The 20,599-nt window shown below is 67.0% G+C and carries 17 protein-coding genes; 4 read left to right on the top strand and 13 right to left on the bottom strand.

What is annotated here, in order from left to right:
• Nucleotides 1-351 precede the first annotated feature (351 nt).
• The 12 genes from gyrB to mutM form a co-directional block, all read right to left on the bottom strand.
• Nucleotides 352-2,790, bottom strand: a complete 2,439-nt coding sequence (gene gyrB, locus AC2FAN_RS08955) for a DNA topoisomerase (ATP-hydrolyzing) subunit B (RefSeq protein WP_265051189.1) — start codon at nucleotides 2,788-2,790, stop codon at nucleotides 352-354.
• Nucleotides 2,791-2,914: 124 nt separating this feature from the next.
• Complete coding sequence (locus AC2FAN_RS08950) at nucleotides 2,915-3,847, bottom strand: diguanylate cyclase (RefSeq protein WP_485173436.1); 933 nt, start codon at nucleotides 3,845-3,847, stop codon at nucleotides 2,915-2,917.
• A 113-nt stretch (nucleotides 3,848-3,960) separates the two neighbouring features.
• The gene (gene recQ, locus AC2FAN_RS08945) at nucleotides 3,961-5,799 is read right to left on the bottom strand and encodes a DNA helicase RecQ (protein ID WP_485173435.1); all 1,839 of its coding nucleotides are present in this window, start codon (nucleotides 5,797-5,799) and stop codon (nucleotides 3,961-3,963) included.
• 190 nt (nucleotides 5,800-5,989) lie between these two features.
• Nucleotides 5,990-6,343: a hypothetical protein gene (locus AC2FAN_RS08940; RefSeq protein ID WP_485173434.1), complete on the bottom strand. Its 354-nt coding sequence runs from the start codon at nucleotides 6,341-6,343 to the stop codon at nucleotides 5,990-5,992.
• 6 nt (nucleotides 6,344-6,349) lie between these two features.
• A complete protein-coding gene (locus AC2FAN_RS08935) occupies nucleotides 6,350-6,964 on the bottom strand; it encodes a LysE family translocator (protein WP_265051193.1) in 615 nt (204 codons plus the stop codon).
• Nucleotides 6,965-7,040: 76 nt separating this feature from the next.
• Nucleotides 7,041-8,237, bottom strand: coding sequence for a DNA replication/repair protein RecF (gene recF / locus AC2FAN_RS08930; RefSeq protein WP_485173433.1), 1,197 nt, complete (start codon nucleotides 8,235-8,237; stop codon nucleotides 7,041-7,043).
• 178 nt (nucleotides 8,238-8,415) lie between these two features.
• Nucleotides 8,416-9,531 (bottom strand): DNA polymerase III subunit beta, encoded by a 1,116-nt coding sequence (gene dnaN, locus AC2FAN_RS08925; protein ID WP_265051195.1) that lies wholly within the window; start codon nucleotides 9,529-9,531, stop codon nucleotides 8,416-8,418.
• Between the two features lie 157 nt (nucleotides 9,532-9,688).
• On the bottom strand, nucleotides 9,689-11,206 hold the full coding sequence (dnaA, locus tag AC2FAN_RS08920; RefSeq protein ID WP_485173432.1) for a chromosomal replication initiator protein DnaA: 1,518 nt from the start codon (nucleotides 11,204-11,206) through the stop codon (nucleotides 9,689-9,691).
• A 778-nt stretch (nucleotides 11,207-11,984) separates the two neighbouring features.
• Nucleotides 11,985-12,251, bottom strand: coding sequence for a 30S ribosomal protein S20 (gene rpsT, locus AC2FAN_RS08915; RefSeq protein ID WP_265051197.1), 267 nt, complete (start codon nucleotides 12,249-12,251; stop codon nucleotides 11,985-11,987).
• 179 nt (nucleotides 12,252-12,430) lie between these two features.
• A complete protein-coding gene (locus tag AC2FAN_RS08910; protein ID WP_485173431.1) occupies nucleotides 12,431-13,432 on the bottom strand; it encodes a threo-3-hydroxy-L-aspartate ammonia-lyase in 1,002 nt (333 codons plus the stop codon).
• A gap of 140 nt (nucleotides 13,433-13,572) precedes the next feature.
• On the bottom strand, nucleotides 13,573-14,346 hold the full coding sequence (locus tag AC2FAN_RS08905) for an enoyl-CoA hydratase (RefSeq protein WP_485173430.1): 774 nt from the start codon (nucleotides 14,344-14,346) through the stop codon (nucleotides 13,573-13,575).
• A 117-nt stretch (nucleotides 14,347-14,463) separates the two neighbouring features.
• A complete protein-coding gene (gene mutM / locus AC2FAN_RS08900; protein WP_485173429.1) occupies nucleotides 14,464-15,354 on the bottom strand; it encodes a bifunctional DNA-formamidopyrimidine glycosylase/DNA-(apurinic or apyrimidinic site) lyase in 891 nt (296 codons plus the stop codon).
• Nucleotides 15,355-15,468: 114 nt separating this feature from the next.
• On the opposite strand from mutM, the gene ubiE reads away from it, so the two are divergent.
• The gene (gene ubiE, locus AC2FAN_RS08895) at nucleotides 15,469-16,245 is read left to right on the top strand and encodes a bifunctional demethylmenaquinone methyltransferase/2-methoxy-6-polyprenyl-1,4-benzoquinol methylase UbiE (protein WP_485173428.1); all 777 of its coding nucleotides are present in this window, start codon (nucleotides 15,469-15,471) and stop codon (nucleotides 16,243-16,245) included.
• 19 nt (nucleotides 16,246-16,264) lie between these two features.
• Entirely contained in the window at nucleotides 16,265-17,821 is a 1,557-nt protein-coding gene (gene ubiB / locus AC2FAN_RS08890; RefSeq protein WP_265051202.1) for a 2-polyprenylphenol 6-hydroxylase, read from the top strand.
• Nucleotides 17,822-17,951: 130 nt separating this feature from the next.
• Here the strand turns inward: ubiB and AC2FAN_RS08885 are convergent, their stop codons facing one another.
• Nucleotides 17,952-19,406 carry an AMP nucleosidase gene (locus tag AC2FAN_RS08885; protein WP_485173427.1) on the bottom strand — a complete coding sequence of 485 codons (1,455 nt, stop codon included), beginning with the start codon at nucleotides 19,404-19,406 and terminating at the stop codon, nucleotides 17,952-17,954.
• Between the two features lie 223 nt (nucleotides 19,407-19,629).
• Between AC2FAN_RS08885 and AC2FAN_RS08880 the strand changes: the two genes are divergently transcribed.
• On the top strand, nucleotides 19,630-19,977 hold the full coding sequence (locus tag AC2FAN_RS08880; RefSeq protein WP_265051204.1) for an ArsR/SmtB family transcription factor: 348 nt from the start codon (nucleotides 19,630-19,632) through the stop codon (nucleotides 19,975-19,977).
• A 39-nt stretch (nucleotides 19,978-20,016) separates the two neighbouring features.
• Nucleotides 20,017-20,562, top strand: coding sequence for an SRPBCC family protein (locus tag AC2FAN_RS08875; protein WP_485173426.1), 546 nt, complete (start codon nucleotides 20,017-20,019; stop codon nucleotides 20,560-20,562).
• Nucleotides 20,563-20,599: the final 37 nt, after the last annotated feature.

The following is a 20,599-nucleotide window of genomic DNA, read 5'->3' as shown; positions in this document are numbered from 1 at the left end:
CTCGCCCAGCCATAGCGGCGCGTCGAAAGGCACTATCGGGATGTTTTCCGTGGAAGCCGTGCCGGTAGTGCTAACAGAGCCCTATGCGAGAATTGCGACGAGAGCGCGCCTCAACCCTTGACCAAGCCCGACGATACCTGGCTCCGCATGCGTCGCGCAATTAACCTCGCAATCGTGGCGTGAGGCTCCGGATTTGCAAGGTTGAGCTCAGGGCCGACGTTAGCAGGTGCGGGCTCGTCCTGGCGCTCTGTCCACCGCGCTTCGCAAATGAGTCGAGCTTCCATGACAATCGAGTCTGACAACCTAGCCTAGGAGTCAGACTTTAGAGTGCCCCTACATTCGGCGCCGAAATCAGATATCGACGGTCGCGTTGAGCGCGTTGGTCTGGATGAACTCGCGGCGCGGCTCGACGACATCGCCCATCAGCTTGACGAAGAGATCGTCGGCCTCGTCGTTCTGGTCGTTCTTGACGCGCAGCAGCGTGCGGACGTCGCGGTCGAGCGTCGTCTCCCAGAGCTGGTCGGGGTTCATCTCGCCCAGCCCTTTGTAGCGCTGCAGCGCGACGCCCTTCTTGCCGATGGCCGAGACCGCATCGAACAGGTCGGTGGGGCCGTTGATCGGGAAGGAATCGCCTTTGCGGGCGAGCATTGCCGGCTTGGCATAGGCTTCCTGCAGGGAAATCGCCGCGGCGTCTAGCTTGCGGGCTTCAGCGCTGGCGAGCAGCCCGGCATCGATCGTCGCCGCCTGCTTCACGCCGCGGATCATGCGCGAGAACACGAAGCCGCCATCGACGATCTTGCCTTCCCAGCCGCGTTCCAGCTCGTCCGAGATCGCATCGAGCCGTTTCGCGATCGCGGCCGCCGCTTCGTTCGCCTGCGCTTCGTTGTCCTCGCTCAACGGGTGAAGCACTCCTGCGATCGCCATCTGCTCGACGACGCGCCGGTCGTAGCGCGAATGGAGCTGGGCGAGCGCATTGCGGACGCTGCGGGCTTCCTCGATCAGCGCACGCAGATCGGTTCCGCCGCGCTCGACGCCCTCGCTGGTGCGGAAGGTCGCCCCCTCCAGCGTCGAGTCGATCAGGTATTGCTCCAGCGCCCGCTCGTCCTTGAGATAGACGTGGCTCTTGCCGCGCGCCGCCTTGTAGAGCGGCGGCTGGGCGATGAAGAGATGGCCGGCATCGATCAGTTCCGGCATCTGCCGATAGAAGAAGGTCAGCAGCAGCGTGCGGATATGGGCGCCGTCGACGTCGGCGTCGGTCATGATGATGATCTTGTGGTAGCGCAGCTTCGCCAGGTTGAAGCCGCCTTGGTCGGCCTCGGCCCGGCCGATACCGGCGCCGAGCGCCGTGATCAGCGTGCCGACCTGGTCGGAGGAGAGCATCTTGTCGAAGCGGGCACGCTCGACGTTGAGGATCTTGCCGCGCAGCGGCAGCACGGCCTGGTATTCGCGCGCACGGCCCTGCTTGGCGGAGCCGCCGGCCGAGTCACCCTCGACGATGAACAGCTCGGACTTGGCCGGATCGCGCTCCTGGCAGTCGGCGAGCTTTCCCGGGAGCGAGGCGATATCGAGCGCGCCCTTGCGGCGGGTGAGGTCGCGCGCCTTGCGCGCGGCTTCGCGCGCGGCAGCGGCTTCCGCCACCTTGCCGACGATGGTCTTCGCCTCGTTCGGATGCTCTTCGAGCCACTCGGACAGGGCCTGGTTGACGACGTTCTCGACGACCGGACGCACCTCGGAGGAGACCAGCTTGTCCTTGGTCTGCGAGGAGAACTTCGGATCGGGCACCTTGACCGAGACGATCGCGGTCAGGCCCTCGCGGCAATCGTCGCCGGTGAGCGAGATCTTCTCCTTCTTCGAGATGCCCGAGCTTTCGGCATAGCCGGTGATCTGGCGCGTCAGCGCGGCGCGAAAGCCGGCGAGATGGGTGCCGCCATCGCGCTGCGGGATGTTGTTGGTGAAGCAGAGCACGTTCTCGTGGTAGCTGTCGTTCCACCACAGCGCGACGTCGACGGTGATGCCGTCCTTCTCCGAGCTCAGCATGATCGGCTTCTCGATCACCGCTGTCTTGGCGCGGTCGAGATAGCGCACGAAGGCCTCGACGCCGCCGTCGTACATCAGCTCTTCGCGGACGATTTCGGCATGGCGAGCATCGGTCAGCACGATACGCACGCCGGAGTTCAGGAAGGCGAGCTCGCGCAGCCGGTGCTCCAGCGTCTTGTAGTCAAACTCCACCATGGTGAAGGTCTCTTGTGACGGCAGGAAGGTGACCTCCGTACCGCGCTTGTCGCCCTGCGGACCGACCACCGCGAGCGGTGCCACCGCATCGCCATGGCGGAACTCCATGAAGTGCTCGTGGCCGCCGCGCCAGATGCGCAGCTTGAGCGAGACCGAGAGCGCGTTGACGACGGAGACGCCGACGCCGTGCAGGCCGCCCGAGACCTTGTAGGAGTTCTGGTCGAATTTACCGCCGGCATGGAGCTGGGTCATGATGACCTCGGCGGCTGAGATGCCTTCCTCGCTGTGGATATCGGTGGGAATGCCGCGGCCGTTGTCGGTCACGGTGACCGATCCCTCGGCGTTCAGCGTCACCGTGACGAGGTTGGCGTGGCCGGCCAGCGCCTCGTCGATGGCGTTGTCGACGACTTCATAGACCATGTGGTGCAGGCCCGAGCCGTCATCGGTGTCGCCGATATACATGCCCGGCCGCTTGCGAACTGCATCCAAGCCCTTGAGAACCTTGATGGAATCGGCGCCGTAATCGTCGGGCTGGGCGCTGAGCGCGGCATCGGTCATGAAATGGTCCCTGAACGGGCGAGCGGGCGCCCGCGATGATCCTGATTCGAAACTGCAATATAGGGGCTGACGATGGCTTTTTCACGCGCCTACGCGTGCGTGTACGCGGGAGGGCGCGATCTCGTCAGGATCGCCCCGCGAGAGGCAGTGCCTCCATGCTGAGCTGCACCCTGTCGCGGCCGTCCGTCTTGGCACGGTAGAGCGCGCGGTCGGCGCGGCCATAGATCGTGGCCGCGGTATCGCCGGGCTGGTAGGTGGCGACACCGGCCGAGCAGGTATAGCTTACCGCTGGCCGATCGGGCAGGGGATGTGCCGTGCGGGCCTGCGCCAGCAGATGCTGGACGAAGACCACCGAGTTCTCGGCCGGCGATCCGGGCATGACCAGCATGAACTCCTCGCCGCCGATACGGCCGAAGCAATCGGTCCGCCGGATCACGCCATGCACGAGATTGGTGAAATGGCGCAGCACCATGTCGCCGCCTTGATGGCCGAAGCGGTCGTTGATGCTCTTGAACAGGTCGATGTCGAACAGGCAGACGCTGAGCGCGCTGTCCGGCACGAGCGCTGCCGCCTTGATCAGTGCTTCCAGCCGGCCGAAGACGAAGCGGCGATTGGCGGTGCTGGTCAGTTCGTCGGTCTGGGCCGCGCGCATCGCCAGGTCGCGATCCTGCCGGAGCAGCCTTTCCTCGCGGCGAAGCTCGCTGATCTCGCTCGCGATGCAGAGCATCCAGCCATTGGGGCGGACGGTTTCGGTCATCCACAGCCAGCGACCGTCGACGAGATCGGTCTCATAGGCCCGGAACGGTGTCTTGCCGCGCCGCGACTGGGTCGAGATGAGCCAGGCTTCGAGATCGCTGGCCTGGATCGCCGTGCCTTTGAAGGCGGTGTGGTTGCGGCGCATGATCTCGGTCCAGGTCGGAGTTTCGCCGGGCGCGAGATGGAAGGTCCGCCGGAAGGCGTCGTTGGCAAGGCGCAGGCGATCGGTCTCGTCATAGACCGCGAGCAGGACGTCCGAATGTTCGACCAGATCGGCGAACTGTTCGTGGGTTTTGTCCATGGACCGTTCGGCTTGCCGGGACGCCGCCGTAGCGCCCTGCGCGATCAGGATGCCCCATCCGGAGCCACGATCCAACCCCGGGCTCGGCTGCCGGTAAAGCGTGGTTACCGGTGTCAGCCGGAAAAGCCCGCGATCGCCTCGATGAAGGCCTCGCCATACTGCGCGAGCTTGCGCTCGCCGACGCCTTCGATGCCGCGCATCTCCTCCAGCCCGAGCGGTCGCTCGCGCGCCATCGCGATCAGCGTGCGGTCGGTGAAGATGATGTAGGCCGCCACGCCCTCCTCGCGGGCCATCTGGAGCCGGAGCTTGCGCAGATGCTCGAACAGCGCGGCGGTGCCCTCGTCGAGCCCGTCGGCGCGCGCCGCGTCGCGCTCGGAGCGCCGTGAACGACGTTCCACGAAGGCGTCGGCCCTGAGCGCAATGCTCTCGCGCCCGAACAGGATGTCCTCGCCCCTCGGCGTCAGCCGGAAGCCGCCGTGCTCGACGCTGGCCTCGGCCAGCGCGCCGGCAGCGAAGAGCTTGCGCGTCAATCCCGCCCAGGCCGCTTTCGGTTTGTCGGAGCCGACGCCGAACGTCTTGAGCCCGTCATGGTTCTGGCGGCGGATCGCTTCCGTCGTCGTGCCGGTGAGGATGTCGGCGAGATGCGCGGCGCCGAAGCGCTCGCCCGAGCGTATCACCGCCGAGAGGAGCTTGCGCGCATCGAGCGTCGCATCGGCAAGTGCCGGAGCCTCGGTGCCGCAGAGATCGCAGCGGAACGCGGCCTGCCCGTGCCGGCACGGTGGCGTCTCCTCGCCGAAATAGGCGAGCAGCGCGCTGCGCCGGCAGAGCGCGTTCTCGCACAGGTCGATCATCGCGTTGAGGCGCTTGTGCTCGATGCGCTTGCGTTCGTCGTCGACCGGCTTCTCGTCGATCTGGCGGCGGCGCAGCGCCATGTCTTCGACGCCGTAGAGCGTCAGCGTGTCCGCCGGCAGCCCGTCGCGCCCGGCGCGGCCGATCTCCTGATAATAGCTCTCGATCGAACCGGGCATGTCGGCATGGACGACGAAGCGCACGTCAGGCTTGTTGATGCCCATGCCGAAAGCGATGGTGGCGCAGACGACGACGCCGTCTTCCTGCAGGAAGACATCCTGGTTGCGATTGCGCTCGGCCTGCTCGAGGCCGGCATGGTAGGCGAGCGCGTTCCAGCCCTTCTCACGCAGGCCCGCGGCGAGCCGCTCGGTCTTGCTGCGCGAGGAGCAGTAGACGATGCCGGAGCCGTTGCGGTGCCGGCGCAGGAAGTCGTCGATCTGCCGGCGCGGCTGGTCCTTCGGCGCGAAGGCGAGCTTGAGGTTCGGCCGGTCGAAGGAATGCACCACCATCTGCGGCGGCTGCGGGAAGAGCTGCTGGGCGATGTCGGCCTGCGTCTGCCGGTCGGCCGTGGCGGTCAGCGCGGTCACCGGCACACCGCCGAGCGCCTCGCGCGTCTTGGCGAGCAGGCGGTATTCCGGGCGGAAGTCATGGCCCCATTGCGAGACGCAATGCGCCTCGTCGATGGCGAGCCTGGTCACGCCGAGGCGCTTCAGCCGCGAAACCAGCCCTTCGCCGGCCAATCGCTCGGGCGAGACGAAGAGCAGCCGCAGCTCCCCGGCATTGAGCTGGTCCCAGGCTTGCGCCGCCTCGCTCTCGCTGTTCATCGAATTGAGCGAGGCGGCGGAAACGCCGGCGCGCAGCAACTGGCCGACCTGGTCGCGCATCAGCGCGATCAGCGGCGAGACGACGAGGGTGAGCCCGCCTGCCACCAGTGCCGGCAGCTGGTAGCACATCGATTTGCCGGAGCCGGTCGGCATCACCGCGAAGACGTCGCGGCCGGACAGCGCGGCTTCGATCACCTCCCATTGTCCGGGGCGGAAATCGTCGTAGCCGAACACCGATTTGAGGATCGCGCGGGCGTCTGATTCGCGGGATTGCGACATGATGAAGGGGTGTGCCGCAGCCGGACGCGCTTGGCCAGCCTTTCGGCTTCCAAAGCTGTGTCGATACTGCTCGGAACCACGCGTCATCCCGCGCTTGGCCGGGGATCCATCGAAAGGCGCGGCGCTCTGCGATGGACCCCGCATCTCCGCTTTGCTCCGTCCGGGATGACGGCGTGAAGGTTGGCGAGCTTCAGCCTTTGACCGCCAGCAGATGGATCACGGTTGCCAGCGCGAAGATGGCGGTGATCAGCTTCGAGGGCCAGGGCTTGAGATCGAACCAGACGAATTGCAGGGCAAGCCGCAGGCCCCAGAAGGCGCCGCCCGCGAGCGGCAACAGCGGATGCACATTTGCTTGCCCGGATTGCCAGATCAGCGTCGCGCCATAGGCGAGGAAGACGAAGATCAGCATCACGTTGAGCGTCTGCGTGATCGCGGTGTTCAGGCTGCCGGAGGGCGCGAGCCGCTCCGGCCAGCCGAAGAGACGCCGAAAAGCGGCGTGGAACAGCGTGAAGCCGAGATCGAGGAGGCCGGCCGCCAGAGCCAAGGCCGGTCAGCCCCGCGCCGCGATCGCCGCGGCCGCGCCCGCCATCACCCCGCCGGTCGCCCGGTTGATCCAGCGCATCGCCCGCCCGCTGGCGACGAGGCGCCGCGCCCTGTCGGCCGCATAGGCATAGGCCAGCATCGTCCCGCCGATGATCGGCATCGTCAGCGCCGTGACCTCGACAAAGGCCAGCGGGGTGAGCGCATTCAGGTCGATCACCAGCGGCAGGATGGACATGAAGAACACCATGACCTTCGGGTTGCCGAGCGTCAGCGCGATGCCGCCGAGGAACAGGCGCCAGCCCTCGCCGCGTGCGGCGGCGGAGGGCTTCGGCGCCTCGGCCGGGGCTGTCCAGAGCTTCCAGGCGAGGTAGACGAGATAGGCGCAGCCCGCATATTTGATCGCGACGAAGACGCCGTGGAAGCTCTGCATCAGCACGCTCAGGCCCAGCGCCGTCAGCGTGAACCAGATGAGATCGCCCGCCGCGATGCCGGCGGCGAAGGGCAGCGAGCGCCGGAACCCGCTCGACAGCGAGCGCGCGACCAGCGCCGCGACCGCCGGCCCCGGCGAGGCGACCGCGAGGAAATAAACCCCGGCGAACAAGGCGAGGCTGGTGAATTCCATGGTTTCCTCCCGATCTTTTGCCCGATGCTACCAGCAAAGCGCCGGATCGTCCCATCGGGAAGGGTGGTGCGATCGATCAGTCGATCGGATCGATCCGCCCCGGCGTGACCGCGAGGCGCTGCGCGCCGGCCGGCAGATCGCCGAACAGGGCCGCATCCGCGCCGGTCATCCAGACCTGGCAGCCGAGACCGGTCAGGCCCTCATAGAGCGCCGCGCGCCGGCGGGGATCGAGATGGGCGGCGACTTCGTCGAGCAGTACCAGCGGCGGCAGCCCGCTCATCGCCGCGACGAGCCGGGCATGGGCGAGCACGAGGCCGATCAGCAGCGCCTTCTGCTCGCCGGTCGAGCCTTGTCCCGCGGGGATGTCCTTCGGCCCATGGCGGACCTCGAGATCCGAAGCCTGTGGCCCGGCAAGGGTGCGCCCGGCCGCGCGGTCGCGATGGCGGCCCTGGCGCAGCAGGCCGCGATAGGCGTCCTCGGCATCGACGGCCGGCAGGCGCGTGACGAGATCGTCGATCTCGCCGGTGAGCGCGATCACGGCATGCGGGAAGGGCGAGGCGTCGTCGCGCGTCTCGGCGATGATGGCGGAGAGCCGGGCCACTGTCTCGGCGCGGGCGGCCGCGACCGCGATGCCGAGCTCGGCGATCTCGCGCTCGACGGCGTCGAGCCACTGGCCCTGCCCGGGGCTCTCTTCGAGGATGCGGTTGCGCGAGCGCAGCGCCCGCTCCAGCGCATTCGAGCGGGTGGCGTGGCTCGGGTCGATCGCCAGCACGAGACGGTCGAGGAAGCGGCGGCGGTCGCCGGCCGCGCCGCGGAACAGCCCGTCGAGATCGGGCGTCAGCCAGACCAGGCGCAGATAGTCGCTGAAGGCGAGCGCCGAGCCGACGGAGGCGCCGTCGATCCGGGCAAGCCGCGGCCGTCGTCCTTCGCCGTCGAGAGGCCCGAGCCCGATGCCGAGCCGGCCCGCATCGTCGCCGAGGGTGATCGAAGCGGCAAAGGAGCCGTCGCCGCCCTGCCGCGCCATCGTCGCAAGTTCGACCCGGCGCAGGCCGCGTCCCGGCGTGAACAGCGAGAGCGCTTCGAGGATATTGGTCTTGCCGGCTCCGTTCTCGCCGATGAGCGCAACGATTTGGCCCTCGACCGGAAGATCGAGGGCCTCATAGGAACGGAAATCCTGCAGGATCAGGCGCGCAACGGCCGTCACGGAACGGACAACTCCTCCGGGCAATTCGGCCCGAGAACGGGATGTTTTCGGCGGACTCTCCGCCGTCATTCCGGGGCAAGCGCGCAGCGCTTGAGCCCGGAACCCAGAGCCGCCGAGGCTCGCATAAAAACCTGTGAAGCCAGGAGCCTGCCTGCCCAAGCGCATCGATTCTGGGTTCCGGGCTCGGGCCTCCGGCCCGCCCCGGAATGACGGCGGTGGTTCCGTCCCAAAGAGACATGCGCGGCGGTCAGACGCGCATCGGCATCAGCACATAGAGCGCGGAAGCGCCTTCGCGGTCCTGGATCACGGTCGGCGAACCGGGGTCGGCGAGCTTGAGCAGCGCGGTGTCGCCGTCGAGCTGGGCGGCGATGTCCATGAGGTAACGGGCATTGAAGCCGATATCGAGCGGGCTCGCCTCGTAGTCGACCTCGACCTCCTCGGTCGCCGAGCCGGAATCGGGGTTGGTGACCGAGAGCGTCATCCGCCCGTCCGCCATCGAAAGCTTCACGGCCCGGCCGCGCTCGGACGAGATGGTCGAGACGCGGTCGACGCTGGCCGCGAAATCGCCCCTGTCGACGGTCAAACGCTTGTCGTTGCCGCTCGGAATGACGCGCTGGTAGTCGGGGAAGGTGCCGTCGATCAGCTTCGAGGTCAGCACCACGCTGGCGGTGGCGACGCGGATCTTCGAGGCGGACAGCTCGACCGCGACCTCGCTCTCGCCGTCCTCCAGCAGCTTCTGGATCTCGGCGACGGCCTTGCGCGGCACGATGACGCCGGGCATCCCGACCGACCCTTGCGGGGCTGCGGTATCGACGCGGGCGAGGCGGTGGCCGTCGGTCGCCACGGCGCGCAGGACGGGGCGGCCGTCGACATCGATGGTGTGGAGATAGATGCCGTTCAGATAGTAGCGCGTCTCCTCGGTCGAGATCGCGAACTGGGTCTTGTCGATCAGGCGCTTCAGCTCGCCGGCCGGCAGCACGAAGCGATGGGCCATCTCGCCAGCGGTGATGTCGGGGAAGTCGCTTTCCGGCAGCGTCTGGAGCTGGAAGCGCGAGCGGCCCGAGCGCAGCACGAGGCCGCTATCGCCAGTCGTCTCCAGCGAGACCTGCGCACCATCGGGCAATTTGCGGACGATGTCGTAGAGGGTGTGGGCCGGGACGGTCGTGGCGCCGGGCTCGGCTGCGTCGGCCGCGATCGTCTCCACCACTTCGATATCGAGATCGGTCGCCTTGAGGCGCAGGCCGCTCTCGTCGGCGCTGAGCAGCAGGTTCGACAGGATCGGGATCGTGTTACGACGCTCCACCACGCGATGGACGTGGCCGAGCGACTTGAGCAGCGTGGAACGTTCGACCGTGACCTTCATGATTGTCTAGTCTTCTGACGCTAGCCGCCCAGGCATGGCTGCCTGGGCCCGAATGAGTGGCCAGCGACATTGCCGGACGGCAGCCGGGCGCGCAAGAGCCGTGCGTCCCGGCAACCACAGCCATTTGACGGGGCGGGCGCAGGCCAGTCGCGCCGGCTCACTCCTGCAGCATGCGCTTCAGCAGATCGACCTCTTCATGCAGCGAGCGATCCTCGCTGATCGCCTTCTCGATCTTGCGCACGGCGTGCAGCACGGTGGTGTGATCGCGCCCGCCGAAGCGGCGTCCGATCTCGGGCAGCGAGCGCGGCGTCAGCGCCTTGGAGAGATACATCGCGATCTGTCGCGGCTTCACCACGGCGGCCGTGCGGCGCTCCGAGAGGATATCGGCGCGGCTGACATTGTAGCGGGTCGCGACGAGCTTCTGGATGTCCTCGATCTTGACGCGGCGCGGCTCGCGGGTCCGCACGAGGTCGCGGATCGCGGCCTCCGCCGTCTCCAGCGTCACGAGCTGGCCCGACAGCGTCGCATGGGCGAGCAGCCGGTTGGCGGCACCGTCGAGGTCCCTGCCGTTGGTCGTCACGACGCGGGCGACATAGGCCACGACGTCAGGGCTGACCTGGAAGTTCGGATGGGCCGTCTGCAGCGCTTCCATCCGGGTACCCAGAATCTTGGCGCGCAGCATCTCGTCGAGCTCGCCGACCTCGACGACGAGACCGCCGCCGAGCCGCGAGCGGATGCGCTCGTCGAGAGCTTCGAGTTCACCGGCGAGCCGGTCGCCGGCGACGACGATCTGCTTGCCGGCATCGATCAGCGCGTTGATCGTGTGGCCGAACTCCTGCTGGATCGACTTGCCCTGGATGAACTGTACGTCGTCGACGACGAGCAGGTCGATGCCGCGCAGCTTCTCCTTGAAGGCGAGCGCCGTCTGCGATTTCAGCGCCGCGACGAAGCCGTACATGAAGCGGTCGGCGGTGAAATAGGCGACGCGCTTGCCCTGGCGACGCGCCTCCTGCGCGATCGCCTGTAGCAGATGCGTCTTGCCCAGGCCGACGCCGGCATGGAGATAAAGCGGGTTGTAGGGGCTCTGGCCCGCCGGGGCGGCGGCGATGCGTTCGGCCGCGGCGAAGGCGAGCTGGTTCGATTTGCCGACGACGAAGCTCAAGAAGCTCATGCGCTTGTCGAGCGCGGTGCCGCAGGCATCGACGAGGTCGGCTTCACAGGTTTGGGGGGCGGCAGCGGCGGCCTTGCCGGCCTCCACGAGAACGGCAGCGGCGGGCGTGGGCCTGCTGCGCGGCATGGCGTCAGGCCGTGCCGGGATGGACGCGTCACGCGAGACCTGGCGCACCGAGAGCAGCACGCCGTTCGGCGCCGGCAGCTCGGCTATGCAGTTCACCCGCAGGCGCTCGGCGTAATGCGCCTCGAGCCAGCTTTTCAGGAAGCGGGTGGGGACGGTGAGATAGGCTACGCCCTCGACGATGCCGGCGAGCTCGAGCCGTCCGAACCAGCTCGAGAACACGTCCTCGCCGAGTTCGGCGCGCAGGCGCCGGCGGACGCGCTCCCAGGCTTCCTGAACCGAAACCTCTTCCAGCTGAACCCCTGCGGTTTCCTCCGCCGCGATCGTCACCACCACCGACGCCGTCTCGACCGTCTCCAGGAATTCTTGCCGCTCGAACATCAATGGCCCCATTCTTTGAAATGCACGCACCTTGGGGTGGCGACCGCATGGCGGACACCTTCCCGGCGCTGTTGTCCGGTCAAAAGGGTTTCGAGCCCGACGGAGGCATGGCGCCCGTCCGGTTCCGATCCCGCTCTATCGATTTACGCTTGGAAGGCTCGCCGAGAGACGATGCCGCCCTTCATCTCAACACTGAAAGACAAAGAGCTACATCCTCCAACCTCCATGGTCGCGAGCCAAAAACGCTTGTCATCTCTGGAAATCCCGCGGCGGTCATTGCTGTCCGCCCGGCGATGAAGGGACCTTACAAGGCGCTCTCGACGGGCTGCAACATCCCTTTCAGCCGGCTTCGGAGAGTCTCACCGCGAGGGGGTGTTGCGGAGTGATGGCGGGAACCTGCAATTGGTTGGGGAACTTAAGATTTTCTTCATGCTCGGCCTCCTGGTTTTCCCGAATCTTTTTTTTCAGGTGCCCGGGAAAGGCTGCCGCAGAGTCGCCGCGATTCCGCTGCCCAAAATGCTTTGCCCGCTAAGATGATGATAAATCAGGTCTTTTTGTGAGCGGCAGGAAGCGGCGTCAGGCCCGGTTTCGGGCCCTGAAGCGTGCCCGAGAGTCAAGTCCGCAAAGGCGTGGAAAGCTTGCGGAAATGCCTTGCGGGAGCGTTTTTTTTCTTCGCTCGAAGCCTGTGGCTGAGTCGCCACAGAAGGGATGTGAGCCAACGAAAAAGCCCGGCCGTGAGGCCGGGCTTTTCGCCGTCGAAACGATCGATTTGTCAGGCTCAGGAAGCCAGCGCGCCGACGCGATGAGCGAGGCGGGAAACCTTGCGCGAGGCGGTGTTCTTGTGAACGACGCCCTTCTGCGCGGCCCGCATGATCTCCGGCTGGGCAGCCTTGAGAGCCTCGGCGGCGGCGGACTTGTCGCCGGAGGCGATCGCCTCCTCGACCTTGCGCAGGAAGGTGCGCATCCGCGAGCGGCGCCCCTTGTTGACCTCGGTGCGCCGCACGATCTTGCGTGCAGCCTTCTTGGCCGACGTCGTATTGGCCATCGAAACGTCCTCGTCTTCATCGCTGCCGGACGCCTGGCATTATTGCCGGCGGGCCTGGCCGCTACCTTGCTGGAAAAACGTGAGCGGCGGCCGAGCTTGCGCGGGCCGTCGCGAGTTGGGTGGCTATAATCGCTTGCGCGTCCCTCGTCAACGCCGGAATCGGGTGCGCGCCACTTCCATCAGGCGGAGGGTGCGATGAAGCGGGCGAAGCTCGCCAGATCGACATTGCCGCCGCTGATGATGATGCCGACGCGCTTGCCCTCGACCGGCACCTTGCCGGTAAGCACGGCCGCCGAGGCGAGGCAGCCGGTCGGCTCGACCACGAGCTTCATCCGCTCGGCGAAGAAGCGCATCGTATCGACGAGCTCGGCGTCGCTGACGGTGACGATGTCCTCGACCAGCGCCTGGATGATCGGGAAGGTGAGCTCGCCGAGGAAGGCGGTCTGGGCCCCGTCCGCAATGGTCTTGGGCACGCCGATCTTGACGATCTTGCCGGAGCGCAGCGACTGCTGGCCGTCATTGCCGGCCTCCGGCTCGACGCCGAAGATGCGGCAGTCGGGGTTGAGCGCCTTGGCCGCCAGCGCCGCGCCCGCGAGCAGCCCGCCGCCGCCGAGGCAGACGAAGAGCATGTCGAAGGGGCCGGCATCCTCGATCAGCTCCTTGGTCGCCGTGCCCTGGCCGGCGATCACGTCGGCATGGTCATAGGGCGGGATCAGCGTCAGCCCGCGCTCGGCGGCGATCCGGTCGCCGATCACCAGCCGGTCCTGGGTGTAGCGGTCGTAGCGGACGATCTCGCCGCCATAGCCCTGGGTCGCCTCGACCTTCGCCTTCGGCGCATCCTCGGGCATGATGATGGTGGTCGGCACCCCCAGCAGCTTGCCGGCATAGGCGATGGCCTGGGCATGGTTGCCGGACGAGAAGGTCAGCACGCCCGCCTTCTTCTGCGCCGGCGACAGGGCGGAGATGGCATTGTAGCCCCCGCGGAACTTGAAGGCGCCCATCCGCTGCAGGTTCTCGGCCTTGAAGACGAGGCTCGCACCCGTCCGCCGGTTGGCCGTGGCTGAGCTCAGCGCCGGGGTGTGATGCGCCACGCCCTTCAGGCGCTCGGCGGCGCGCTCGACATCGGCATAGGTCGGGAGTGTCAGGCCCTCGGGGGCGGCGATGTGGGCTGCGGCGGTCATGATCGTTGTCCTGCTGATGAGGGCGCATCGTGTCAGCAGGCGCAGGCCGGGTTCAAGTCAAAGATCGACGCCCCGGCCATGCGTGGGAGTAATCGGTCGCGCGGGACGCGCCGCTGACGCAGGCGACGCGCGACCTCGCGTCAGGCGTTCTTGAAATCCGGCTTCCGCTTTTCGATGAAGGCGGACATGCCCTCCTTCTGGTCGGCGGTGGCGAAAAGCGCGGAGAAGACGCGGCGCTCGAAGCGCAGCCCCTCGTTCAGCGTCACCTCGAACGCGCGGTTGACCGTCTCCTTCGCCATCAGCACCGAGGGCAGCGACTTCGCGGCGATGGCGTCGGCTGCCTTCAGCGTCTCCGTCAGCAGGTCGGCGAGCGGCACGATCCGCGCGACGAGCCCGGCACGCTCGGCCTCCTGGACATCCATGAGCCGCCCGGTCAGGCAGAGATCCATGGCCTTGGCCTTGCCTATGGCCCTGGTCAGGCGCTGCGTGCCGCCGGCGCCGGGGATGACACCGAGATTGATCTCGGGCTGGCCGAATTTCGCATTGTCCGCGGCGATGATGAAATCGCACATCATGGCGAGCTCGCAGCCGCCGCCGAGCGCGAAGCCCGCCACCGCCGCGATGATCGGCTTGTTCCGCTGGCCGATGCGGTCCCAGGGCACGAACCTGTCGTCGAGATAGGTCCCGGGGAAGGTGCGGCCCTGCATCTCCTTGATGTCGGCGCCGGCGGCGAAGGCCTTCTCCGAGCCGGTGAGAACGATGCAGCCGATGCCGGCATCTCTCTCGAAGCCGTCCAGCGCCGTGTTGATCTCGTCGATGAGCTGGCCGTTCAGCGCGTTCAGCGCCTGCGGGCGATTGAGGGTGATGAGCCCGACCTTGGCCTTCGTCTCGACGAGAATGGTCTCATAAGCCATGACGGCCTCCCGGATGATGCTGTTGCGTCAGCTTTACCGGGCGCCAAGGCGGGAAGTCCATGCGCGCAACGCGCATCCGCGCATTCGCGGCATCACACTCGCGCCGTGGAGCAGGCGTCAGCGACGCGGCTGGCAGCTCTCGCAATAAAACGTGGAGCGGCCCGACTGCACCAGCCGCTTCACGGGCTGGCCGCAGCCCGGCGTGACGCAAGGATCGCCCTCGCGGTCGTAGACCCGGAAGCGGTGCTGGAAATAGCCGAGCGAGCCGTCGGCATGGGCGAAATCGCGCAAGGTCGAGCCGCCTGCCGCGACCGCCTCCTCCAGCACCTCGCGGATGATGCGGGCGAGCTCGTGCGCCTTCTCGCGCGGCCGGCCGGTCGGGGTCGCCAGCGTTCCCGCCTCGGCCTCCGGGTGAAGCCCGGCGCGGAACAGCGCCTCGCAGACATAGATGTTGCCGAGGCCCGCCACGAGCCGCTGGTCGAGCAGCGCGGCCTTCAAGGGCGCGAACTTGCCTGCGAAGAGTTTCGCCAGCGTCTCGCCGGAGAGTTCGTTGCCGAGCGGCTCGATGCCCATGCCCGCGAAGTGTTTGGACGCCGCAAGCTCGGCGCGCGGCACCAGGTCCATGAAGCCGAAGCGGCGCACGTCGTTATAGGTGACGCGCGCGCCAGACCCCATCTCGAACACGACATGGTCGTGGATCAGGTGCCGGCCGATCTCATTGTAGTAGGAGCCGGGCTCGGTCGGCTTCGTGCCGGGCGCTTCGACGATGAAACGCCCGCTCATGCCGAGATGCATGATCAGCGCCTGGCCGTCGTCGAGATCAGCGATCAGATATTTGGCCCGCCGCGACAACGCCTCGATCCGCCGCCCGGTCAGGCGCTCGGAGAACCGTTCGGGCAAGGGAAAGCGCAGATCGGGCCGGCGCTGCTCGATGCGGGCGAAGCGCTCGCCCAGCATGGCCGGCTCCAGCCCGCGCCGGACGGTTTCGACCTCGGGTAGCTCGGGCATCCCTGAACTCTCTTGTAAAGCCTGCGTCGAGACGGGCCGCGACAAGCCCGCTGCCTTTGGCTATTCATCGGCTCAGGCGAAAACAAGACAGATTTGCACAAGGCCGGCCCGACCGTGACAGCAGCCCAGAATACCGGACGCGAGGACACCACCCATTTCGGCTTCGAAACGGTGAAGCTCGCCGAGAAGCAGGCCAAGGTCGACGACGTCTTCCACAAGGTCGCGGACCGCTACGACCTGATGAACGACATGATGTCGGCGGGGCTGCATCGGGCCTGGAAGAGCGCGCTGCTCACCGCGATCAACCCGCAGAAGGACCGCCCCTTCCATCATCTCGATGTCGCCGGCGGCACGGGCGATGTCGCCTTTTCCGTGCTCGAGGCGGGTGGCCCCCAAACCGACGTCACCGTACTCGACATCAATGCCGACATGCTCCGCGTCGGGCGCGAGCGCGCCGACAAGCGTTTTCCGGAGGATGACCGCATCCGCTTCGTCCAGGGCAATGCCGAGGAGCTCGGCCTGCCGGACAACCATTTCGACTGCTATACGATCGCCTTCGGCATCCGCAACGTGCCGCGCATCGACAGGGCGCTGGCCGAGGCCTATCGCGTGCTGAAGCGCGGCGGGCGCTTTCTCTGCCTCGAATTCAGCCATGTCGACGTGCCGCTGCTCGACAAGGTCTACGAGGCCTATTCCTTCAACCTGATCCCGCCGATGGGCCGGCTCGTCACCGGCGATGCCGAGCCCTATCGGTATCTCGTCGAATCGATCCGCAAATTCCCGAAGCCGCAGACCTTCGCCGGCATGATCGAGGATGCCGGCTTCCGCCGGGCGAAGTTCACGGCCATGACGGGCGGGGTCGTGGCGCTGCATTCCGGCTGGAAGCTGTGATGCACCAGACGGCCTGCCGATGATCTCCTCCCTCTTCCACCTGGCTCGCGGCGCCCGCGTCGGCTTCGTGCTGGCGCGCGAGGGCGCGTTGGGGCTGGTCGACCCGTCCGTCCTGCCGCCTCTGGCGCGCGGGCTCATCCGTGTCGGCCGGTTGATCGAGCGGCGGGGTGCCGGCTCCTCTGCGACGCGGCTTGCCGCGGCGCTGACCCGGCTTGGGCCCTCCTACGTCAAGTTCGGCCAGTTCCTGGCGACGCGGCCCGATGTCGTCGGCATGAGGATCGCGCAGGACCTTTCGGCCCTGCAGGACCGGATGCCGGCCTTTCCGATGGCGCAGGCGCGCGCCATCGTCGAGGCCGCGCATGGCGTTCCGCTGGAGACGCTGTTCCCGGAATTCAGCGAGCCGGTCGCCGCCGCCTCGATCGCGCAGGTCCACCGTGCGCGCCTGAAGGATGGGCGCGAGGTCGCCGTGAAGATCCTGCGGCCGGGCATTCGCGACCGCTTCAACCGCGATCTCGCCGCGATGCGCTTCGGCGCCGAAATGGCCGAGATGCGCTCGGCCGAGGCCCGGCGCCTGCGCTTCACCGGCGTGGTCGAGACGCTGGCGCGCTCGGTCGCCATGGAGATGGATCTGCGGCTCGAGGCCGCCGCCCTCTCCGAATTCGCCGAGAATACCAAGGCAGACACCGATTTCCGTGTGCCGGAGCCGGACTGGCAGCTGACGGCCCGCGAGATGCTGGTCGACGAGTGGATCGACGGCGTGCGTCTCTCGGATGTCGAGGGCTTGCGCGCCGCTGGCCACGACCTGCCGGAGCTTGCCCGCAACATCATCCAGTCCTTCCTGAAGCATGCGATCCGCGACGGCTTCTTCCATGCCGACATGCATCCGGGGAACCTGTTCGTCGATGCTGAAGGCCGACTCGTTGCGGTCGATGGCGGCATCATGGGCAGGCTCGGCCTGAAGGAGCGGCGCTTCCTCGCCGAAATCCTGCTCGGCTTCATCACCCGCGATTATCGCCGCGTGGCGCAGGTGCATTTCGAGGCCGGCTACGTGCCGGCCCATCACGACGTCGAGGATTTCGCGCAGGCGATCCGCGCCGTCGGTGAGCCGATCCATGACAAGCGCGCTGACCAGATCTCGATGGCCAAGGTCCTGACCCTGCTCTTCGAGATCACCGGCATGTTCGACATGGCGACCCGCACCGAGCTCGTCATGCTGCAGAAGACCATGGTGGTGGTCGAGGGCGTGGCCCGCTCGCTCGATCCGCATCTCGACATGTGGGGCACGGCCGATCCGGTCGTGCGCGACTGGATCACCCATAATCTCGGGCCGATCGGCCGGCTGGAGGAGGTCGGGCGCGGCGCCCGCTCGCTGCTGGGTTCGCTCGCCGCCTTGCCCGATACGATCGGCCGCGCCGAGCGCGTGCTCGGCCAGCTCGAGGACGCCTCGCGCCACGGCTTCTCGCTGGACGAGCGCAGCGTCGAGGCGATCGGGCGTGCCGAAGCCCGGCGCAATCGCTGGGGTACGGCCGCGCTCTGGGTGATCGCGGCCCTGGTCGCCTATGGGGTGTTCGGCTGAGGATCATTATCGGGCGCGGCCATGCCGTCATTCTCGGGCGAAGCGCAGCTTCGACCCGAGAATCTCGTGCAGGATAAGGCGCCCTTTTGTCCTGAGATGCCCGGGTCAAGCCCGAGCATGACGAGCCCCTTTACCGAAACGGCGGCTCGTCGAAGCTCCTGAGCTTGCGCGAATGGATGGTCGAGCCGGCCTCCTTCAGCTTCTCCAGCGCGGCGAGCCCGATCCGCAGATGCTCGCCCACGGCCCGCTCGTAGAAGGCATTGGCGGCGCCGGGCAGCTTGATCTCGCCATGCAGGGGCTTGTCGGAAACGCAGAGCAGCGTGCCGTAGGGCACGCGCAGCCGGTAACCCTGGGCGGCGATGGTGCCGGATTCCATGTCGACCGCGATGGCGCGCGACAGGTTGATGCGCCGCCGCTCCTTGGTCCATTGCAGCTCCCAGTTGCGGTCGTCCTGCGTCACCACGGTGCCGGTGCGCAGGCGCTGCTTCAGCCGGTCGCCCTTCTCGCCGGTAATCTCGGCCGCGGCCTGCTGTAGCGCGACCTGCACTTCCGCCAGCGCCGGGATCGGGATTTCCGGCGGCACCAATTGGTCGAGGATGTGGTCCTGCCGGAGATAGGCATGGGCCAGCACGTAGTCGCCGATGATCTGCGTCTGGCGCAGGCCGCCGCAATGGCCGACCATCAGCCAGCAATTGGGCCTGAGCACCGCGAGATGGTCGGTGATGTTCTTCGCGTTCGAGGGGCCGACGCCGATATTCACCAGCGTCACGCCCTCGCCGGTCTTCCGGATCAGGTGATAGGCCGGCATCTGGAAGCGGTGCCAGGGCGCCGACATCACGCGCTCGGCCGCGGAGACGTCGACGCCGTCGCGGTCGATGCGGATGCCGCCCGGCGCGATCAGCGCCTCGGCGGTGCCGGCCTCGATCTCGGCGATGCCGAGCCGGACGAACTGATCGACATAGCGATGGTAGTTGGTCAGCAGCACCCAGGGCTGCACGGCCCGCCAGTCGGTACCCGTATAGTGCATCAGGCGCCGCAGCGAATAATCGACCCTGACGGCGTCGAACAGCGAGAGCGGGCGCGGCTCGCCATCGATCAGGTCATAGGTCCCATCGGCGATCTCGTCGCCGACCAGCGAGAGCAGCGGCGTCGGAAAATAGCGCGCGAGCTCGGCGGCGGTGATCTTGCCGCGCCCCAGCTCGTCGCCGCCTTCCAGCGCGTAGGGATAGGGGATTTCCTGCGTGCTGATGCCGGTTTCGATCGTCGCGCCATATTCCGCGACGAGCGGCCTGAGCTGATCGAGCAGATAGGCCCTGAATTCGCCGGGTTGCGTCACCGTGGTCGAATAGATGCCGGGCGCCGCGAATTTCGCATAGCCGCGCCGCGTCGCGGCCGGCAGCTTCGACGGCTCGTAGGTGACGCGTAGCAGGGGGTAACGATAGCGCTGCCGATCCTCCGGTGTCGGCGCCTCGCCGGTATCGAAGAAGCGCTGCAGATCGGCGCGCAGCGCCGAGCGGGCCTCGTCATAGAGCTGCTCGAGCCGGTCGATGGCGGCTTCTGGGGTCGCTGCGGTCTCGAAGCTCATGGGTGGATCGATCCTCCTTCATTTCCGGTTCTAGAGCATTTTCAAGCGAAGGGGACACCGGTTCGCGTGAAGAAAATGCGCCGAAACGAAGAGGCCCGGCCGCGTCTCCGCTCCTGACAGCAACCGGCGATGGCCAAGGCCACTCTGTCCTCGAAGGCGCTTGACAGGCGGAAGGCATGACGATACTAAACCGATCAGTTAATTAACTGATCGGTTTCATACGATGTCGACGGACCCGCTCAGCCTGACCTTCGCCGCTCTCGCCGACCCGACGCGCCGCGCCATTCTGGCAAGGCTGTCGCAAGGCGAAAGCTCGGTGAAGGAACTGGCCGAGCCCTTCGCGATGAGCCTTCCGGCCGTCTCCAAGCATCTGAAGGTGCTGGAGCGGGCCGGGCTGATCACGCGGGGGCGGGAAGCCCAGTGGCGACCCTGCCGGCTCGACCCCGGCCCGCTTCAGGACGTTTCGGAATGGCTGGAGCATTACAGCCGTTTCTGGGACCAGAGCCTGAGCCGGCTGGACGAGGTCCTGCGCGAGATCAAGGTGAAACCACCCGATAAGCAGGGCGTTTGACGCCAAAGCCTTTGAAATCAGCCCGTGAGGTTTCCCATCATGCTCAAGACTGTTCTTCTCAGCCTATCCGGCGTCGTCGTGGTCGGTATCGCCGTGGTGCTGATCCTGGCCGCCCGCAAGCCCGACACCTTCCAGGTGACGCGCACGGTCACGATCAATGCACCGCCGGAGCGCGTCTATCCGCTGATCGCCGACTTCAAGGCCTGGGGCGCATGGTCGCCCTGGGAGAAGAAGGACCCGGCGATGAAGCGCACCTATGGTGGTTCTGAAACCGGCGTCGGCGCGACCTATGCCTGGTCCGGCGACAAGAATGTAGGCGAGGGCAGCATGCGCGTCGTCGAGGCCAAGGCGCCGGGCCATCTCGGGCTCAAGCTCGATTTCCTCAAGCCGTTCGAAGCCCATAACGACGTGGTCTTCGCCCTGGCGCCGCAGGGGCCGGGAACGACCGTGACCTGGACGATGACCGGCCCGACGCCGTTCATGGGCAAGATCATGCATGTCTTCATGGATATGGACCGCATGGTCGGCGGCGACTTTGAAACCGGCCTGGCTGCGATGAAGGCCGCCGCCGAGCGTTCGGCCTGAACAACCTCAATCAGAAAAACACCCAAGGGAGAGGAGA

It is taken from the genome of Allobosea sp. RIT-PG3_2, from assembly GCF_057321085.1.
Note: the sequence above shows the minus strand (reverse complement) of the source record. Positions and strands in the feature narration are given on the sequence as shown.